Source organism: Nocardioides sp. L-11A (genome assembly GCA_029961745.1).
GTDB lineage: Bacteria > Actinomycetota > Actinomycetes > Propionibacteriales > Nocardioidaceae > Nocardioides.
Genome location: CP124680.1, coordinates 260,553 through 277,128 on the forward strand (window position 1 = coordinate 260,553; position 16,576 = coordinate 277,128).

Genomic DNA, 16,576 nt, shown 5'->3' on the forward strand with positions numbered 1-16,576 from the left:
CGGATGGTCACCCAGGGCGACCCCGCCGAGGCGTTCGCGCGGATCCAGGCCCGTCATGCCCGCTGTGTGTGGCTCGACGGCGGCGGCGCCCGCGACTGGTCCCGGCGCCGCTCGATCCTCGGTTGGCTCGACGACGACGACGTCTCGCTCAGCTATGACGCCGCCCGGCGCGAGGTGACCCGGCATGCCGGCGGCCGCGCGGTCGTGGTCGGCGACGACCCCTTCGCCGTCCTGGAGGCGGAGCTGGCGGCCGGACGCCCCACCGACCAGTGGTTCGGCTACTTCGGGTACGCCGCGCGCCCCGACCTGCCCGCCGAGCCGGACCCGGACCTGCCCGACGCGGTGTGGCTGCGGCCCTCGCACCTCCGGGAGTACGACCACCCACTTGTCGAGCGTTCCCTGCACTTGTCGGGCGTTGCAACGCCCGACAAGCGTCGGAATCACCGGTCGACCGGCGATTCCGACAGCCTCCCCCCCGCCTACGCCGCCGCCTTCACCCGGGTCCAGGAGCACCTGCACGCCGGCAACTCCTATGAGGTCAACCTGACCCACCGCGTCCGCGCGAGCAGCCCGCTCAGCCCCGCGGCGGCGTACCTCCGGCTCCGTGCGCTCAACCCCGCCCCGTACGCCGGCTTCCTCCAGCACGATCTCAGCAACACCGTCGGGGCCCCTCCGAAGTCGACGGCCTGGCTGCTGAGCTCCTCGCCCGAGCGGTACGCGCTGATCGACGAGCACCGGACCCTGGAGACCAAGCCGATCAAGGGCACCACGGCGCGCGGGGCCACCCCCGCCGAGGACGCGGAGGCGCGGGAGCGGCTGGCCAGCGACGCGAAGTACCGCGCCGAGAACCTGATGATCGTCGACCTGCTCCGCAACGACCTCGCCACGGTCTGCGCCCCGGGCACCGTCGAGGTGCCCGCGCTGATGGAGGTCGAGTCCTACGCCTCCGTGCACCAGCTGGTCTCCACGGTCCGTGGCCGGCTCCGCGACGACGTCACGACCCTTGGCGCGCTCCGGGCGCTGTTCCCCGCCGGCTCGATGACGGGCGCGCCCAAGCTGCGCACGATGGAGATCATCGAGGAGGTCGAGGCGACCCCCCGCGGCGCGTACGCCGGTGCCTTCGGCTGGGTGTCCGGCGACGGCCGGGCGGACCTCGGCGTCGTCATCCGCTCGCTGCTGAGCGCCGGCGAGGGTTACATCCTCGGCACCGGCGGCGGCATCATCGTCGCCAGCGAGGTGGCCGAGGAGTGGGCCGAGACGGAGTGGAAGGCGGCTCGGCTGCTCCAGGCGATCAACCCCTGATGCTCGCCCTGTGCGGTTCAACTACCGAATTTGTCGTGATCGGTCGCCGGGGACGACAGATTCGGTAGTTGAACCGCAGCCGGCAGACCCACCCCGGTCAGGAGGCGACGCCGGACTCCGCCGCGTGCCCGGAGAGCAGGGTGAGCGTCGTCTCGACGCCGCGTACGATCCGCCGGGCGTCGTACGGCGCCGGGTCGACCACGTCGACCTGCTGGATCAGGTTGCCGTTCTGCACGAAGCCGGTGACGTAGAGCTGGTCCTCGGCGGCGTTGACCACGACCCGGGCGTCGTCGGCCCGGTCGATGGCCGGCGTGCGGACGTCGGCGTCGGGCTGCTGGCCCATCGTCGCCCAGGCCTCCTCCAGGGTGCCGGGGAAGAGCAGGTAGTTGGACGTCACGACCGGCTCGCCGCTCCCCTCCGCCGGCGCGAACCGGCACTCCGGCTTGGTGGGGGTCCCGCTGTGCTCGGTGGTCTCGCTGCCGAACTGCGCCTTCACGTACGCCGGGTCGAGCACGTCGCACGGGTTCCACAGGGCCGGCGTCTCGGTCGGCAGGTCGGGCTTCGCGCCGACCTCTTCCCCGCCGCACGCCGCCAACAGCAGCGCGAGGGCGGAGAGGAGAGCCGCGACGGGCGCGGTACGACGGAGGTCAGACATGGGGGTTCTCCCGTCCGGGCAGCTTGAGTACGAGGCGGGCGCCGCCACTGGCGTTGGCCGTGGCCTGCACCGAGCCGGAGTGGCGCTGGGCGACCTGGCGCACGATCGCCAGGCCCAGGCCCGAGCCGGGCATCGTGCGGGCGTCCGGCGAACGCCAGAACCGGTCGAAGATCTGGGAGCGGTCGGCCTCGGCGATCCCCGGTCCCTGGTCGTCGACGGTCAGCACCCCGTCGCTGAGGCGGACGGTCACCTGGCCTCCTTCGGGGCTCCACTTGGCGGCGTTGTCGAGCAGGTTCGTCACCGCGCGCTCCAGCTCGGCGTCCTCGCCGATCACCCACCACGGCCGCGTGAACACCTCGAACTCGAGGCTGGGCGCGCGGCGGCGTACCCGCTGCACGGCGTGGTCGACGACGTCGGCGAGGTCCACCGGCTCGACCTGCACCGGGATCGGCTCGTCGCGGGCCAGCTCGGTCAGGTCGCCGATCAGGGTGGTGAGCTCCTCGATCTGCGCGCGGACGTCGTCGAGCAGCTCGTCGCGCGCATCGGGGGGCAGGCTGCCGAAGCCGTCCGGTCCGCGGGCGGTCATGGTCAGCAGGTCGATATTGGTGCGCAGCGCGGTCAGGGGGGTGCGCAGCTCGTGGCTCGCGTCGGCGACCAGCTGGCGCTGCCGGATCCGGCTCGCGTCGAGCGCGACGAGCAGGTGGTTGAAGGCCGTTGCCAGCCGCGCGACCTCGTCGTCGCCCTCGACCGGCAGGGGGGTGAAGTCCTCGGTCCGGGCGATCTCCTCGACCGACCCGCTCAGCCGGCGTACCGGTCGCAGGCCGTTGCTCGCGACCGCCCAGCCGGCCAGCCCGGCGGCGAGGACGCCGAAGACGCCGAAGGCCACGGTCACCCAGCCGAGCCGGCGCAGGGTGCGATCCTGGTCCTCCAGCGGCTGGGCGATGACCAGCGCGACCCCGCTCTGCTGGGTGGGTACGGCGACCACGCGGTAGCGCTCGCCCGCGAGCACGATGGTCCGCAGGCTCTGCTCCTGCTTGCCCTGCGCCACCTCGAGCTCGGGCCGGCCCAGCTCCAGGGTCGGCCCGCGGTCGAGGATCCGCAGCGTGCCGCTGTTGTAGTCGAGGATCGCGATCCGCGCGTCGCCGGCGCCCAACGCCCACGAGGGGATGCCCTGGTAGCCGGCCTGCAGCAGGCTGTCGGACCGGGCCGCCTTGTCGGCGCGGTCGACCAGGCCGTTGTCGAGGGTGTCCTGCATCTGCACGCGCGCGGTGATGTAGGCGCCCACCGCGACCAGCGCGACCGACATGCCCACCGCGATCGTGGTCAGCCAGATCACCCGGCTGGCCAGCGATCGGCGGTAGTGCCAGCGCCCGTCGGGCCCCTGGCCGACCCCGAGCCCCTGGCCGACCCCCAGGCCCCAGGGAACCGTCACCCCAGGACCACCCTAGGAGTCCGTCGCGCGCAGGACGTACCCGATGCCGCGGACGGTGTGGATCAGCCGCTGCTCGCCCTCGGCCTCGGTCTTGCGGCGCAGGTAGCCGACGTACACCTCGAGGGAGTTGGCGGTGGTGGGGAAGTCGTAGCCCCAGACCTCCTCGAGGATGAAGCTGCGGTCGAGCACCCGGCGCGGACGGCGCAGGAACATCTCCAGCAGGGTGAACTCGGTGCGGGTCAGCTCGATGGAGCGGCTGCCGCGGCGCACCTCGCGGGTGGTGACGTTCATGGTGAGGTCGGCGAAGGACAGGACCTCCTCCTCGGCGCCGTCCTCGATCGGCGCCACCCGGCGCAGCAGCGCCCGCAGCCGCGCGAGGAGCTCCTCCAGCGCGAACGGCTTCGTCAGGTAGTCGTCGGCCCCGGCGTCGAGGCCCTCGACCCGGTCACCGACGGCGTCGCGCGCGGTCAGCACCAGGATGGGTACGTCGTTGCCGGCCGCCCGCAGCGCCCGGGTGGCCTCCAGCCCGTCCAGCTTGGGCATCATCACGTCCATCACGACGACGTCGGGTGCGACCGCGCCGATGCCGGCGAGCGCCTCCGCGCCGTCGCCGGCCAGATGCACGTCGTACCCGTTGAAGGCGAGGGAACGCCGCAGCGACTCCCGCACGGCGCGGTCGTCGTCGACGACCAGGATGCGGTGCGGAGCAGTGGTACGGGCAGACACGCCCCCATCATGGCCGATCGGCCTGAGCGATGGCTGAGAGGCGGGCACGAGGCCGCGGCCGGGCTACAGGTAGCGCTGCGCGACCCGAGCCGCGCGGGCGCCGTACTGGCCGCCGAAGAGGCAGGCGTGGACCAGCAGCGGGAACAGCTGGTGGTAGCCCAGCCGCTCCTCCCAGCCGTCGGCCAGCGGTGCCGCCTCGTGGTAGGCCGCCATCACCTGGGGCAGCTGGGGGAGACCGAACAGTGCCAGCATGGCGAGGTCCACCTCGCGGTGCCCGCCGTACGCCGCGGGGTCGATGACGACCACCCGGTCGCCGGCGGCCCACAGCACGTTGCCGTTCCACAGGTCGCCGTGCAGGCGGGCGGGCGGCTCGATCGGCACGATCGACGGGCCGCGTGCGGCGGCGGTCTCGATCGTGGCGGCGTCCTCGGCGCTGACGATGTCCTTGTCGCGCAGCACCTTGAGGTACGGCGCGATCCGGCGCTCGGCGTGGAACTCCGCCCAGGTCGGCAGCGGCCGGTTGGGCAGCGGCAGCCGCCCGATGTAGCCCTCCACACGGGGGGTTCCGCCCTTTGCGGACCCTCCGGTCTCGTTCCCTTCCCCGTCCAGCCCGAAGCTGGGCGCGCCGTACGCATGGGTGGCGGCCAGGGCGCGGCCGAAGGCGCCGGCGGCCTCCGCGCTGGGCCGGGCGGTCTCGACCCAGTCGAGGATCAGGCAGTCGGTGTCGACGGCGAGCACCTCGGCCGCGGCCACGCCGCCGCTCGGCGTCGCCTCGGCCAGCCAGCGCAGGCCGGCCGCCTCACGCGCGAAGAACTGCGGCGGCGCGGGGCTGAGCGTCTTCAGGAAGGCCGTGCGCCCGCTGGACAGGCGCAGCTTGACCGCGGTCGCGATGTCGCCGCCCGCGACCGGGGCGGTGGCGACCACGGCGGAGCCGAGCAGCTGCTCGGCCCGTCCTGCGACGACCGGCTGCCGCGCCATCGGTTCCCCCCTCGTGCCCTGCGCTGCGGCTCAGGCCTGGCCCTTGAGGGCACGCGGGATCTCGCGTCCCTGCTCGATGGCGCGTTCGGGAGCCTTCACCTTCTTGAAGCTCCGGATCGCGAGGAACACCAGCAGTGCCGCGAGGAGGACGTAGAAGCCGAACACGATGAGGAACGCCCAGTGCAGGTCGAGGCCCGAGCCGTTCCAGTGGATGAGGTAGGCGATGGCGACCGAGAGCATGATGACGGCCAGCACCAGCAGGAACAGGGCCGCCGCGATCAGGCCGGCTCCGACGCCGCCCGCGGTGACGCTGACCTTCAACTCGGACTTCGCGAGCTGGATCTCCTTGCGCATGATCGTGGAGAGGTCGGTCTGGGCGTCCTTGATGAGACGCCCGATGGTCGGCTCTTCCCCAGTGCGGGTCCGCGGTTCGGTGGCCATGCCGCCGACCTTACCGATATCGATAAGATCGGTGCAGGTGAGCCGGGAAGTCTGGTCGGCATGTGAACTCGCCGTACCCACCCGACGTCAGGAGCCCGTCCCGTGCCCGACCCCACCCACGCCCCCGATGACCTGTGGCGCCGCGGTCCCGTGTGGACGGCGAGCCAGCGCCCGCTGGCCCGGTACGTCGCCCGCCCGCTGCGCGAGTTCCTCCATGTCGAGGCGGCCGGATCGGTGCTGCTGCTGGCGGCGACGGTGATCGCGCTGCTCTGGGTCAACCTGCCGTTCGACGGCTGGGCCTCGGCGTACGACCACTTCTGGCACACGCCCATCGCCCTCGAGATCGGGGACTGGCGGATCGAGGAGTCGCTCCAGCACTGGGTCAACGACGGGCTGATGACGATCTTCTTCTTCGTGGTCGGCCTCGAGATCAAGTACGAGCTGGTGCACGGCGACCTCCGCGACCCGCGCACCGCCGCGCTGCCGATCGTCGCCGCCGTCGGCGGCATGGTCGTGCCGGCACTGGTCTATGTCGCGATCGTCGGTGGCGGTGAGGGCTCGGGCGGCTGGGGGATCCCGATGGCGACCGACATCGCCTTCGCCGTCGGCGTGCTCGGCCTGCTCGGCTCGCGGATCCCGTCCGCCGCGCGGCTGTTCCTGCTGACGCTCGCGATCGTCGACGACATCGGCGCGATCCTGGTGATCGCGGTGTTCTACACCGCCGACCTCTCCCTCGGCTGGCTCGCCCTCGCCCTCGGCCTGCTGGCGGTCATGGCCGTGCTCCGGGCCGCGCGGGTGTGGTCGATCCCGGTGTACGCCGTGCTCGGGGTGGCGGTGTGGTTCGCGCTGCTCCAGTCCGGGGTGCACGCCACCCTCGCCGGCGTCGCGATCGGCCTGCTCACACCCGCCGTCGCCCTGCTGCGTCCCTCGGTCGCCACGGAGTACGCCGTCGAGGGGTTGCGCGACAACGACCTCGACGCCGAGGAGCTGCACCGGCTGCGCTTCCTCATCGGCGAGTCCGTCCCCGTCGTCGAACGCCTGCAGACGCGCCTCCACCCCCTGTCGGCGTACGTCGTGCTGCCGGTCTTCGCGCTCGCCAACGCCGGCGTCGCCCTGGGCGACGGCGTGCTCGGCGAGGCCCTGCGCTCGCCGATCGCCCTCGGCATCGCGGCTGGCCTGGTCCTCGGCAAGCCGCTCGGCATCACGCTGGCCTGCTTCCTGGCGATCCGGCTCGGCGTCGGCCGGATGCCGGAGGGCACCTCGTGGCCGCAGATCGTCGGGGTCGGCGCCGTCGCCGGCATCGGCTTCACGGTCTCGCTGTTCATCGCCGGCCTGTCCTTCCCCGGCTCCGACCTGCTCACCGCCGAGGCGAAGGTCGGCATCCTGGTCGCGTCGGTGATCGCCGCCGCGGTCGGCGTGGCGCTCCTGCTGGTGGGTGCAGGGCGCCGGAGCGCCGGCGAGGAGCGCTCGAGCCAGGTCACTTGAGCCCCACCTGTCACTGCGGACGGGCAGTTCCTGCACTTGACGGGCATTGCAACGCCCGGCAAGTGCAGGAATCACCGGTCGACCGGCGATTCCTGCACCCCGGGGACTCAGCCCCCGGGCAGCACCTGGGCCGAGCCGAGGATCCGCTCCACACCGACCCGGATCGCCACCCGCTCCGGGTTCGGCGTCGGCGGCCGGTAGCGGGCGGCGTACAGCGCGCAGGCGCGGGCCACGGACTCCTCGTCCTCGCGCACCTCGCCGGTCCCGACCAGTGAGGCCCAGCGCCCCCGGTCGACCTGGGTGACGGTCAGGCGGGGGTCGCGCGCGAGGTTGCGCACCTTCTGCGAGCCGCGGCGGGTGATGATCCACGCGCAGCCGCCGTCGAGGTCGAGGGTGGCACCGACCGGGACGGCGTGGGGTGCGCCGTGCCGGTCGAGGGTGCTCAGCGTGCAGAGGTGGTACTCGGTCCAGAACGCGGCGAGCTCCGCGGGCAGTGCGGACCAGACGGGGGGCTTCAGTGCGGGCACCGCGCCAAAGTACGCCGACCCGGCGCGTTCAAACGCGCCGGGTCGGTGCCTCTCAGGCGTTCAGATGCGCCGGGTCGGTGATCAGTCCTCGGTGGACGTGGCCTGGCCGGCCGAGATCAGGTCCATGATCGAGGCGTCGGCGAGGGTCTGGGTGTCGCCGACGGCGCGGCCCTCGGCGACGTCGCGCAGCAGGCGGCGCATGATCTTGCCCGAGCGGGTCTTCGGCAGCTCGGGGACGATCATGATCTGCCGCGGCTTGGCGATCGGGCCGATCTCCTTGCGGACGTGGTCGGAGAGCTCCTTCGCCAGGGCTGCATGGTCCGGCCCGCCGTCCCCCGCCGCTTCGATGACGGAGTTGCGCAGGATGACGTAGGCGACGACGGCCTGGCCGGTGTCGGGGTCCGAGGCACCGACGACCGCGGACTCGGCGACCTTGGGGTGGGAGACGAGCGCCGACTCGATCTCGGTGGTGGAGAGCCGGTGACCCGAGACGTTCATGACGTCGTCGACCCGGCCGAGCACCCAGATGTCGCCGTCGTCGTCCTTCTTGGCGCCGTCGCCGGCGAAGTAGTAGCCCTGCTTCTTGAAGCGCGACCAGTACGTGTCGACGTACCTGTCGTCGTCGCCCCAGATGGTGCGCAGCATGGACGGCCAGGGGGAGGTGACGACGAGGTAGCCGCCGGAGCCGTTGGGCACCGACCTGCCCTCGTCGTCGACCACGTCGGCCTCGATGCCGGGGATCGCGGTCATCGCCGAGCCGGGCTTGCCGGCGGTCACGCCGGGCAGCGGCGAGATCATGATCGCGCCGGTCTCGGTCTGCCACCAGGTGTCGACGACCGGCGTCCGGTCGCCGCCGATGACGTGGCGGTACCAGACGTAGGCCTCCGGGTTGATCGGTTCGCCGACCGAGCCGAGGATCCGCAGCGAGGACATGTCGTAGCGGTCGGGGACCTCGTGGCCCTGCTTCATGAACGAGCGGATCGCGGTGGGGGCGGTGTAGAAGAGGGTGACGCCGTAGTCCTGGATGATCTTCCACCAGCGACCCGGCTCGGGCGAGTCGGGCGTGCCCTCGTAGAGGACCTGCGTGACGCCGTTGGCGAGCGGGCCGTAGACGATGTACGAGTGGCCGGTGACCCAGCCGATGTCGGCCGTGCACCAGTACACGTCCGACTCCGGCTTGAGGTCGAACACCGCGTGGTGGGTGTACGCCGCGCCGACGAGGTAGCCGCCCGTGGTGTGCAGGATGCCCTTGGGCTTGCCGGTCGTGCCGGAGGTGTACATGACGTAGAGCGGGTGCTCGGCGTCGAACGCCTCGGGGGTGTGCTCGGTCGAGGCGCCGGTCACGGCGTCGTGCCACCACACGTCGACGGCGTCGTCCCATCCGTTCGGGCCCAGGTCCTGGCCGGTACGGCGGACCACGAGGACCTTCTCCACGACGTCGGTCTTGGTGCACGCCTCGTCCACGGCGGGCTTCAGCGCGGAGGCGGTGCCGCGGCGGTAGCCGCCGTCGGCGGTCACCACGACCTTGGCCTGGCAGTCGTCGAGCCGCGAGGCCAGCGCGTCGGCGGAGAACCCGCCGAACACCACGGTGTGCGGGGCGCCGATCCGGGCGCACGCGAGCATCGTGACGATCGCCTCGGGGATCATCGGGAGGTAGATCGCCACCCGGTCGCCCTTGCCGACGCCCAGGTCGGTCAGCGCGTTGGCGGCCTGGGAGACCTCGTCCTTGAGCTGGGCGTAGGTGATGTCCCGGGACTCTGCCTGACCATCGGGCCCGACGGGCTCGCCCACCCAGTGGATCGCGACCTGGTCGCCCCGGCCGGCCTCGACGTGCCGGTCGACGCAGTTGTACGCCGCGTTGAGCCGGCCGCCGACGTACCACTTCGCGAAGGGCGGGTTGTCCCAGTCGAGGACCCGGTCCCACGTCGTGTCCCAGGACAACCGCTCGGCCTGCGCGGCCCAGAATCCCTCACGATCGGCCCGCGCGGCGTCGTACGCGTCGGCCGTCACGTTGGCGGCGGCCGCCAGCCCGGCAGGCGGCTCGAAGCGGCGGTCCTCCTTCAGCAGGTTGGCCAGGGTCTGGTCCGTCGAGGAAGGGGCGGTCTGGTCGCTCACGGTGGTCTCCTGATCGATTCGGGTGCCTCAGGTCACATTAGGACCCACGGGAAGTGTGGTCACCAGGGGTGCAGAGGGCTGCCTGTGGAGAAGCCCGCCCCTTGTAACTACGTGTTATTGCTCCTACCCGGGCGTTGTTGCACCGGTTTTCGTGCCGTAACACGTAGTTACAAGGGCGGCCTGTGGATCAGTGCTGGACGGCCTGCTCCGCACCCGCGCCGGTGAGGGCGCGGACCTCGAGCTCGGTGAACCGCTCCTGCGCGGCGGGCTCGTGGGAGGTGACGGTGCCGAGCCAGCCGAAGAAGAAGCCGAGCGGGATCGAGATGATGCCCGGGTTGCTCAACGGGAACCAGGACCAGTCGGCGCCGGTGACCAGCGCCGTCTCCGAGCCCGACACGACCGGCGAGAAGAACACCAGGCCGACCGACGACAGCAGGCCGCCGTAGATGCCCCAGGTGGCGCCGCGGGTGTTGAAGCGCTTCCAGAACATGTTGTAGACGATCGCCGGCAGGTTGGCCGAGGCTGCGACGGCGAACGCGAGGGCGACGAGGAAGGCGATGTTCAGCTTCTGCGCCGGGATCGCCAGCGCGATCGAGATGACGCCGATGGCCGCCGCGGCGATCCGGGTCACCTTGATCTCGTCGTGCTCGCTGGCCTTGCCGCCCTTCACGACGCTGTTGTAGATGTCGTGCGCGACCGAGGTCGACGACGTCAGGGTCAGGCCCGCCACCACCGCCAGGATGGTCGCGAAGGCGACCGCCGCGATGAAGGCCAGCAGGATCGCGCCCCCGGTGGAGCCGGCGCCGCCGCCGACCTCCTCGGCGAGCAACGGCGAGGCCAGGTTGCCGCCGGACGCCGCCACGTCGGCGGCCTTGTCGCCCTTGAGCATCGCGGCTGCACCGAAGCCGAGGACCAGCGTGAACAGGTAGAACACGCCGATCAGGCCGATCGCCCAGAGCACCGACTTGCGGGCGTCCCGCGCCGTCGGGACGGTGTAGAAGCGGATCAGGATGTGCGGTAGGCCGGCGGTGCCGAGCACCAGCGCGAGACCGAGGCTGAGGAAGTCGATCTTGCTGGTGGTGTCGACGCCGTACTTCAGGCCCGGCTCGAGGAAGGCCTGGCCCTTGCCCGTGTTCGACGCGGCGGTGCCGAGCAGCTCGGACAGGTTGAAGTGGAAGTGCGCGAGCACCAGGACCACGATCAGCGCCGAGCCCACCATCAGCAGGATCGCCTTGACGATCTGCACCCACGTGGTGCCCTTCATGCCGCCGATGGTGACGTAGAAGATCATCAGGGCGCCGACGCCGACGATGGTGAGGTTCTTCAGCGCCTGGCTGTCGGCGCCGAGCAGCAGCGCGACGAGCGCCCCCGCGCCGACCATCTGGGCCAGCAGGTAGAAGATCGACACGACCACGGTCGAGGTGGCGGCGGCCATCCGGACCGGACGCTGCTTCATCCGGTACGCCAGCTGGTCGGCCATCGTGTAGCGGCCGGAGTTGCGCAGCATCTCCGCGACCAGCAGCAGGGCGACCAGCCACGCGACCAGGAAGCCGATCGAGTACAGGAAGCCGTCGTACCCGGACAGCGCGATCGCTCCCGAGATGCCGAGGAAGGAGGCGGCCGACATGTAGTCGCCGCCGATCGCGAAGCCGTTCTGGATGCCGGAGAAGCTGCGGCCGCCGGCGTAGAAGTCGGCCGCGCCGGACGTCTGGCGGCTGGCCCAGATCGTGATGCCGAGCGTCAGCGCGACGACGGCCAGGAACAGCAGGGTGGTGAGGAGCTGGTGGTCCATCAGTGATCGCCCCTTCCGCGGGAGGACTTGCCCTCGAGGGCGACGAAGCGCTCGTCCAGCTCCCGGGCCAACGGGTCGAGGCGGGCACTGGAGTAGCGGGCGTAGAGCCACGCGATGAGGAAGGTCGTCACGAACTGCAGCAGCCCGAAGACCAGGGCGACGTTGATATTCCCCACGACCTGCTTGCTCATCAGCTCGCCGGCCCAGTTGGAGAGCACGACGTAGAGCAGGTACCAGCTCAGGAAGGCGATCGTCGCCGGGAACACGAAGCCGCGGTAGCGCCGCTTGAGCTCGGCGAACTCCGGCGCGGCATGGAGCTCGTCGTACACGGGGTCATGACGCGCTGCGGAGTCATGAGGGTCATGGTGCGAGATGTCGGACGTCACGACGAGCCTCCTCGGGATCGGTGCATGTGACCGGGGTCACGGACAGCTCGACGCTAGGAGCGCCGACGCCCGCGCCGGGAGGGGTGCGGTCCGGCTGCGCGCCGAGCGGGTCCGGGTTGTCGACCAGCGGTCGGTACGACGCGACGAACGGTCGGTCGCGACGACTCCGTGGCGGTTGTCGACCGGGATCCGATCAGCAGGGTTGATCGGATCCCGGTCAATCCTGGCCGGCCGCGACGCGCGGCATCTGAGACGGAGATGGCCGCCGCCGATCATGTGATGAGGATGGCTTCCTGATCTCGGACGAAGGTGACCCGTCGTGCCCCACCTCCTGCTGCACCATGTGTTTCGTCCCGCCCACGCCGACGACTACGCCGCCACCCTCGGCGTGGGCCTCGCCTGCCTGCCCCCGGCTGTCGTCGTCTGGTCTTCGAGCCCGACGCCCGCAACACCGCCTCCGTGGCGCGGCAGGAGAGCGCGGGGGCGGGCTACGCGCGCCGGACGTGATCGGTGACGCAGCCGGACAGGTCCTCCGGCTCGGTGCCGATGAAGACGCTGCCCGCCAGCGATCCGCTGAGCGCGCCGACGCCGTCGAAGACGCAGTGGTCGAAGACGCACCGCATCGTCCACTGGATCGAGCGGAGTGATGCACCCGTGAACACGCACCGCTCGAACCGCGCGCCGGACGCCACCGAGCCCGTCAGTGTGGCGCCGGTGAAGTCGCAGTCGGTGAAGACGCCGACCAGGCGGGCGCGGCTCAGCCTGGCCGCGACGAAGCTGCAGTCGGTGAAGCGCCTGGTCACGAACCTGCCGCGCAGGTCGATGCCGTCGAGCACGCACCCGGTCAGCTCCGACTCGTTCATGCTCGCGCCGTCCTCGAAGCGGACGCGGGAGAAGTCGGCGCCCGTCACCTGCAGGTAGCGCACCGGCCGGCGCAGCGTCGCTCCACGGTAGTCGGCGAGCCCGTCGTCGGTGGTCCCGAAGGGGGACTCCGGCAGGCTCGACCCCGGGCGCCGTGCCGCCTCGACGAGGCCCCGCTCCAGCGCATCGAGCTGCTCGGGTCGCCAGCGCCTCGTCACCACCCCGGGAGCCTACTGAGAGACACCCCAAGGGCGCGTCTCTCAGATCCGCGCCTGCTGCGCGACGTTTCCGACTCGATCTGGCTGCGTTGGCGTCGCTCGAAGGGCGATCCGGCACGACGTCGCTCCGCCGCCTTGCCAGATCGGCCGGAAACGCCGCTCGCGACGGCGCCGATCTGAGAGACACCCCCTAGGCCGAACGGCCGAGGGAGCCGGCCGAGGCGTGGTCCAACGGCCGATGGGCGGACCCTGCCGTCGTTCCTAGCGTCGGGGGCATGAGCTTCGAGAACGCCTCCGCCCCTCCGCGCACCGCCCTGTGGGCCCGCGGCGTCGTCCGGTCGTACGGCGAGCAGCAGGTGCTGCGCGGCGTCGACTTCACTGCCACGTCCGGTGAGTCCGTTGCGTTGACCGGGCCGTCCGGCTCGGGCAAGACCACGCTGCTGCACGTGCTCTCGGGCATCGCCGTGCCGGACGCCGGCGAGGTCGTCTTCGCTGCTGCCGGCCGCGCCCCGATCGCCGTGGACCGGGCCGGGTCGGAGGAGCGGGCGCGCCTGCGGCGCGGCACCTTCGGCATGGTCTTCCAGTCCGGCCAGCTGCTCGGCGAGCTCACCGCCGTCGAGAACGTCGCGTTGCCGCTGCTTCTCGACGGCCGCGACGCCCGCGAGGCACAGGCCGCCGCCGCGGCGATGTTCGGGCCGCTCGGCCTGGACGGACTCCAGCAGCGCCGCCCCGGCGAGCTCTCCGGCGGCCAGCAGCAGCGGGTCGCCATCGCCCGGGCGCTCGTCCCACGTCCGGCCGTGCTCTTCGCGGACGAGCCGACCGGCGCGCTCGACCGGCGGACCGGCGACCAGGTGATGCGGCTGCTGCTCGATGCCCAGCGGGCCACCGGCGTGACGCTGGTCGTGGTCACCCACGACCCGGAGATCGCCGCGCTGTGCGACCGCGTCGTGACCCTGCGCGACGGCCGGGTGCTGTCCGCCCCGCTGGCCGGAGCGGGCCGATGAGCCGGACGTCGCGGCCCGCGCTCGACCTGAGCCGCCGGCTGCTGCTCGGCGGCGGCCGCCGGGACCGGCAGACCCTCGCCCTCTCCGTCGTCGCGGTCGCCCTCGCCCTCACCGTCGTCGCGCTGACGCTCGGGGCGATCCAGGGCCTCTCGACCCGCGACCACCGCGCGGACTGGACCCGGCCCGCCCCCGCCGCCGCGGGCGACGCGACCGCACTGCAGTCCCTGAGCACGACGTACGTCGCCGGCCGGCCGGTCCAGGTGGTCCGGCTCGCCGCGCTGCCCGGCGCGTCCGCACCGCCGGTGCCGCCCGGCATGTCCGCCTTCCCGGCGCCCGGCGCCGCCACCTGGTCGCCCGCGCTCCGCGCCCTCCTCGCCGACCGCCCGGCCCAGGCCGCCGCCCTCGGCGGCGACGCGGGCGCGGCCACCCTCGACGACGCCGCCGTGGCCGCCCCGGACCAGCTGGTCGCCGTCCTCGGCGTCCCGCTCGCCGAGCTGCGGCATGCCCCGTCCTGGCGGGACCCGGTCGCCGTCGACACGTTCGTCGCGCCGACCCCGATCGACGGGTTCGCGGGCCGGGCGTCGGCCGCCGACGGAGAGGGCGCGCAGTACGTCGCCCTCGGCTGGATCGCGGCCGTCCTCCTCATCGTGCCCGTCCTCACGCTCGGCGGCGCGGCCGTCCGCCTCGGCGCCCGCCGTCGTACCGAGCGCTTCGCGGCCCTGCGGCTCGCCGGCGCCCCGGCCGGACTGCTGCGCCGCTGCCTCGCGCTGGAGGTCGGCCTCGTCGTGGTGGCCGGTGCCGCCGCGGCCTGGCTCGCCACCGTCGCGCTGACGCCCGCCGTGGCGCGGGTCCGGGTCGGCGGGGGCCGATTCCACACGGCCGACCTGCGTCTCGACGCGCTGGTCTGGCTCGGCCTGGCCGGAGCCGCGGCCCTGCTGCTGCTCGCCAGCGCGGCCCCGAGCCTGCGCTCGGCGTCGCGGAACCCGCTCGCCGTCGTGCACGCCCACACGCCGCGCAGCCCCGGCTGGTGGCGGGTCGCGCTCGCCGCCGCGGTCGTTGTGGTGTTCAGCCAGGTCGCGCGCAGCGACGGCGCCAGCCTGGTCCTGGTCATGATCGTCTTCGCCGGGCTGTTCGGGGTGCTCAACGTGATCGGGCCGCTCGTCGTGACCTTCCTCGGCCGGATCATGCTGTGGGCGTCCCGGCGCCGCGGGCCGGGGCTGCTACTGGCGGCGCGCCGGGTCCTCGACGACCCCCGTGCGGTCTGGCGGGTGGTGTCCGGCGTCGTGCTGGCCGCCTTCGTCGCCGGCTTCCTCGCGCTCTTCCAGGTCGCGAGCGCGGCCGACCTCAGCGCGGGCACGGCCCGGACCTACGAGGTGGTCGTGCCGGCCGACGGTGCTGATGCAGCGGCCGAGCGGGCCGAGGCCGCCCTGCGGGAAGCCGGCCTCGACCTGCCGGTCCGCCGCGGCGATCCCGAGGTCCTGTGGTCGCTGTCGATAGGCGACGCCGATGCGGCTGCCCTGAAGGTCCGGCTGCCGGTGGCGGAGGATGCCGCCGACCGGGCGCGCGGTGCCCTGCTCGCGGCCTTTCCGGGCGCGCCCGCCGGGAGTGGCGACGACGTCGCCGTCCGAGACGCCCAGTTCCCGAAGGACTTCGCGCTGGCCGCACTGGTCATCCTGCTCACCTCGTTCCTGGTCGCCGCCGCGTCGACGGCCATCACCGTCGCGGCCACCACGCTCGACCGGCGGGAGGTCTACCGCCGGCTCTGGCACGCCGGCGTCCCCGTCACCGTGCTCGACCGCGCGCGGACCCTGGAGAGCCTGGTCCCCGTCGTCGTGGGCACCGGACTCGCCATCGCCGCCGGCGTCTTCGCCGCCGCGCCGCTCACCCTCCAGGGCGGCGGGATCTCGGTCACCGGCGTCGGCCTGCTCGTCCTCACCGTCGGCATCGGCCTGGCCGGCGTACTCCTGGCCGTGCGCTCCAGCCGGCCCCTCCTCGTCGCCGTCGCCCGCTCCTAGGGCACCGCGCGTCCACTCACCCGAAAGAGAGAAGGAGATCCGACATGCGGATCCTGCCCGTCATCGCCAGCCTCGCCGTCCCGGTCGTCCTCGTCGGTGGCGTCGCCGTCGCCGAGGAGGCCAGCGCCCGCTCGCTGACCGCCGACCTCACCAGCCGCGTCGAGAGGGCGCTGCCCGACGCCGAGGTCACCCACGTCAACCTGCGCGGCCGCCCCTATGTGATCTCGCGCAACAACGACGAGGTGTCGACGGCGTACGTCGACATCGACACCCCCGAGCAGGGCGCCTCCGCCCAGCTACTGGTGCAGAACCTCGACCTCACCGCCGACCGGGCCGGCCGGGTCCGGGTGTTCCTGACGCTGCCGTACCCGGGCGCGGGTACGCCGATCGAGAACGCCGACGGCTCCTACAGCTCGCGGGCGACGGTCGACGGCTCCGAGCTGGCGTTCCACGCGGGCCTCGCCGACGGCAGGGTCACCGTCACGACCGAGGGCGGAGCGGACCTCGGCTCGGTACGGGTCCCCGCACTCCCCGGCCAGCGGCTGGCCGGCGAGGCCACGGCGGTGCCGGACGGCGTGCTGGTCGAGCTGATCAGCACCGACGTCCGACTCGACTGAAGGGGCAACTCGACGGTGAGGA

Annotated in this window: 15 protein-coding genes; 5 read left to right on the forward strand and 10 right to left on the reverse strand. The window is 72.6% G+C overall.

Translation table 11 applies throughout. The features are described 5' to 3' along the window. Window positions 1–3 precede the first annotated feature (3 nt). Window positions 4–1,302, forward strand: a complete 1,299-nt coding sequence (locus QJ852_01245; GenBank protein ID WGX97073.1) for an anthranilate synthase component I family protein — start codon at window positions 4–6, stop codon at window positions 1,300–1,302. Window positions 1,303–1,399: 97 nt separating this feature from the next. On the opposite strand, the gene QJ852_01250 is transcribed toward QJ852_01245, so the two are convergent. The 5 genes from QJ852_01250 to QJ852_01270 all read right to left on the reverse strand — a co-directional run bounded on the left by QJ852_01250 (window position 1,400) and on the right by QJ852_01270 (window position 5,534). Next, the gene (locus QJ852_01250) at window positions 1,400–1,957 is read right to left on the reverse strand and encodes a hypothetical protein (GenBank protein WGX97074.1); all 558 of its coding nucleotides are present in this window, start codon (window positions 1,955–1,957) and stop codon (window positions 1,400–1,402) included. After that, complete coding sequence (locus QJ852_01255) at window positions 1,950–3,389, reverse strand: HAMP domain-containing sensor histidine kinase (GenBank protein WGX97075.1); 1,440 nt, start codon at window positions 3,387–3,389, stop codon at window positions 1,950–1,952. Before QJ852_01255 ends, QJ852_01250 begins: the two co-directional genes overlap by 8 nt. 12 nt (window positions 3,390–3,401) lie before the next feature. Then, window positions 3,402–4,115: a response regulator transcription factor gene (locus tag QJ852_01260; protein WGX97076.1), complete on the reverse strand. Its 714-nt coding sequence runs from the start codon at window positions 4,113–4,115 to the stop codon at window positions 3,402–3,404. Between the two features lie 63 nt (window positions 4,116–4,178). After that, window positions 4,179–5,093: a fructosamine kinase family protein gene (locus QJ852_01265; protein WGX97077.1), complete on the reverse strand. Its 915-nt coding sequence runs from the start codon at window positions 5,091–5,093 to the stop codon at window positions 4,179–4,181. Between the two features lie 30 nt (window positions 5,094–5,123). Beyond that, entirely contained in the window at window positions 5,124–5,534 is a 411-nt protein-coding gene (locus QJ852_01270; GenBank protein ID WGX97078.1) for a phage holin family protein, read from the reverse strand. A 102-nt stretch (window positions 5,535–5,636) separates the two neighbouring features. Here QJ852_01270 and nhaA point away from each other — a divergent pair, with 102 nt between their 5' ends. Further along, on the forward strand, window positions 5,637–7,019 hold the full coding sequence (gene nhaA, locus QJ852_01275; protein WGX97079.1) for a Na+/H+ antiporter NhaA: 1,383 nt from the start codon (window positions 5,637–5,639) through the stop codon (window positions 7,017–7,019). A 107-nt stretch (window positions 7,020–7,126) separates the two neighbouring features. On the opposite strand, the gene QJ852_01280 is transcribed toward nhaA, so the two are convergent. The 5 genes from QJ852_01280 to QJ852_01300 form a co-directional block, all read right to left on the reverse strand. Further along, complete coding sequence (locus QJ852_01280) at window positions 7,127–7,546, reverse strand: PPOX class F420-dependent oxidoreductase (protein ID WGX97080.1); 420 nt, start codon at window positions 7,544–7,546, stop codon at window positions 7,127–7,129. Window positions 7,547–7,627: 81 nt separating this feature from the next. Further along, window positions 7,628–9,661, reverse strand: coding sequence for an acetate--CoA ligase (acs, locus tag QJ852_01285; protein WGX97081.1), 2,034 nt, complete (start codon window positions 9,659–9,661; stop codon window positions 7,628–7,630). 187 nt (window positions 9,662–9,848) lie between these two features. Then, window positions 9,849–11,453, reverse strand: coding sequence for a cation acetate symporter (locus QJ852_01290; GenBank protein WGX97082.1), 1,605 nt, complete (start codon window positions 11,451–11,453; stop codon window positions 9,849–9,851). Continuing rightward, window positions 11,453–11,782, reverse strand: a complete 330-nt coding sequence (locus tag QJ852_01295; protein ID WGX97083.1) for a DUF485 domain-containing protein — start codon at window positions 11,780–11,782, stop codon at window positions 11,453–11,455. Before QJ852_01295 ends, QJ852_01290 begins: the two co-directional genes overlap by 1 nt. Before the next feature lie 545 nt (window positions 11,783–12,327). Then, complete coding sequence (locus tag QJ852_01300) at window positions 12,328–12,921, reverse strand: pentapeptide repeat-containing protein (GenBank protein ID WGX97084.1); 594 nt, start codon at window positions 12,919–12,921, stop codon at window positions 12,328–12,330. Between the two features lie 272 nt (window positions 12,922–13,193). Here QJ852_01300 and QJ852_01305 point away from each other — a divergent pair, with 272 nt between their 5' ends. From QJ852_01305 to QJ852_01315, 3 genes are read left to right on the forward strand one after another with little or no spacing between them, the layout of a single operon-like run. Continuing rightward, a complete protein-coding gene (locus QJ852_01305; GenBank protein WGX97085.1) occupies window positions 13,194–13,922 on the forward strand; it encodes an ABC transporter ATP-binding protein in 729 nt (242 codons plus the stop codon). Next, complete coding sequence (locus QJ852_01310) at window positions 13,919–15,937, forward strand: hypothetical protein (GenBank protein ID WGX97086.1); 2,019 nt, start codon at window positions 13,919–13,921, stop codon at window positions 15,935–15,937. The genes QJ852_01305 and QJ852_01310 overlap by 4 nt, the downstream gene beginning before the upstream one ends. A 44-nt stretch (window positions 15,938–15,981) precedes the next feature. Next, window positions 15,982–16,554: a hypothetical protein gene (locus QJ852_01315; GenBank protein WGX97087.1), complete on the forward strand. Its 573-nt coding sequence runs from the start codon at window positions 15,982–15,984 to the stop codon at window positions 16,552–16,554. The last annotated feature ends 22 nt before the right edge of the window (window positions 16,555–16,576 follow it).

Bases quoted from the DNA above. Each gene is read 5' to 3' on its own strand.
- QJ852_01245 (WGX97073.1), top strand. From the start codon at position 4: ATGGTCACCCAGGGCGACCCCGCCGAGGCGTTCGCGCGGATCCAGGCC.
- QJ852_01250 (WGX97074.1), bottom strand. From the start codon at position 1,957: ATGTCTGACCTCCGTCGTACCGCGCCCGTCGCGGCTCTCCTCTCCGCC.
- QJ852_01265 (WGX97077.1), bottom strand. From the start codon at position 5,093: ATGGCGCGGCAGCCGGTCGTCGCAGGACGGGCCGAGCAGCTGCTCGGC.
- QJ852_01270 (WGX97078.1), bottom strand. From the start codon at position 5,534: ATGGCCACCGAACCGCGGACCCGCACTGGGGAAGAGCCGACCATCGGG.
- QJ852_01290 (WGX97082.1), bottom strand. From the start codon at position 11,453: ATGGACCACCAGCTCCTCACCACCCTGCTGTTCCTGGCCGTCGTCGCG.
- QJ852_01305 (WGX97085.1), top strand. From the start codon at position 13,194: ATGAGCTTCGAGAACGCCTCCGCCCCTCCGCGCACCGCCCTGTGGGCC.
- QJ852_01310 (WGX97086.1), top strand. From the start codon at position 13,919: ATGAGCCGGACGTCGCGGCCCGCGCTCGACCTGAGCCGCCGGCTGCTG.
- QJ852_01315 (WGX97087.1), top strand. From the start codon at position 15,982: ATGCGGATCCTGCCCGTCATCGCCAGCCTCGCCGTCCCGGTCGTCCTC.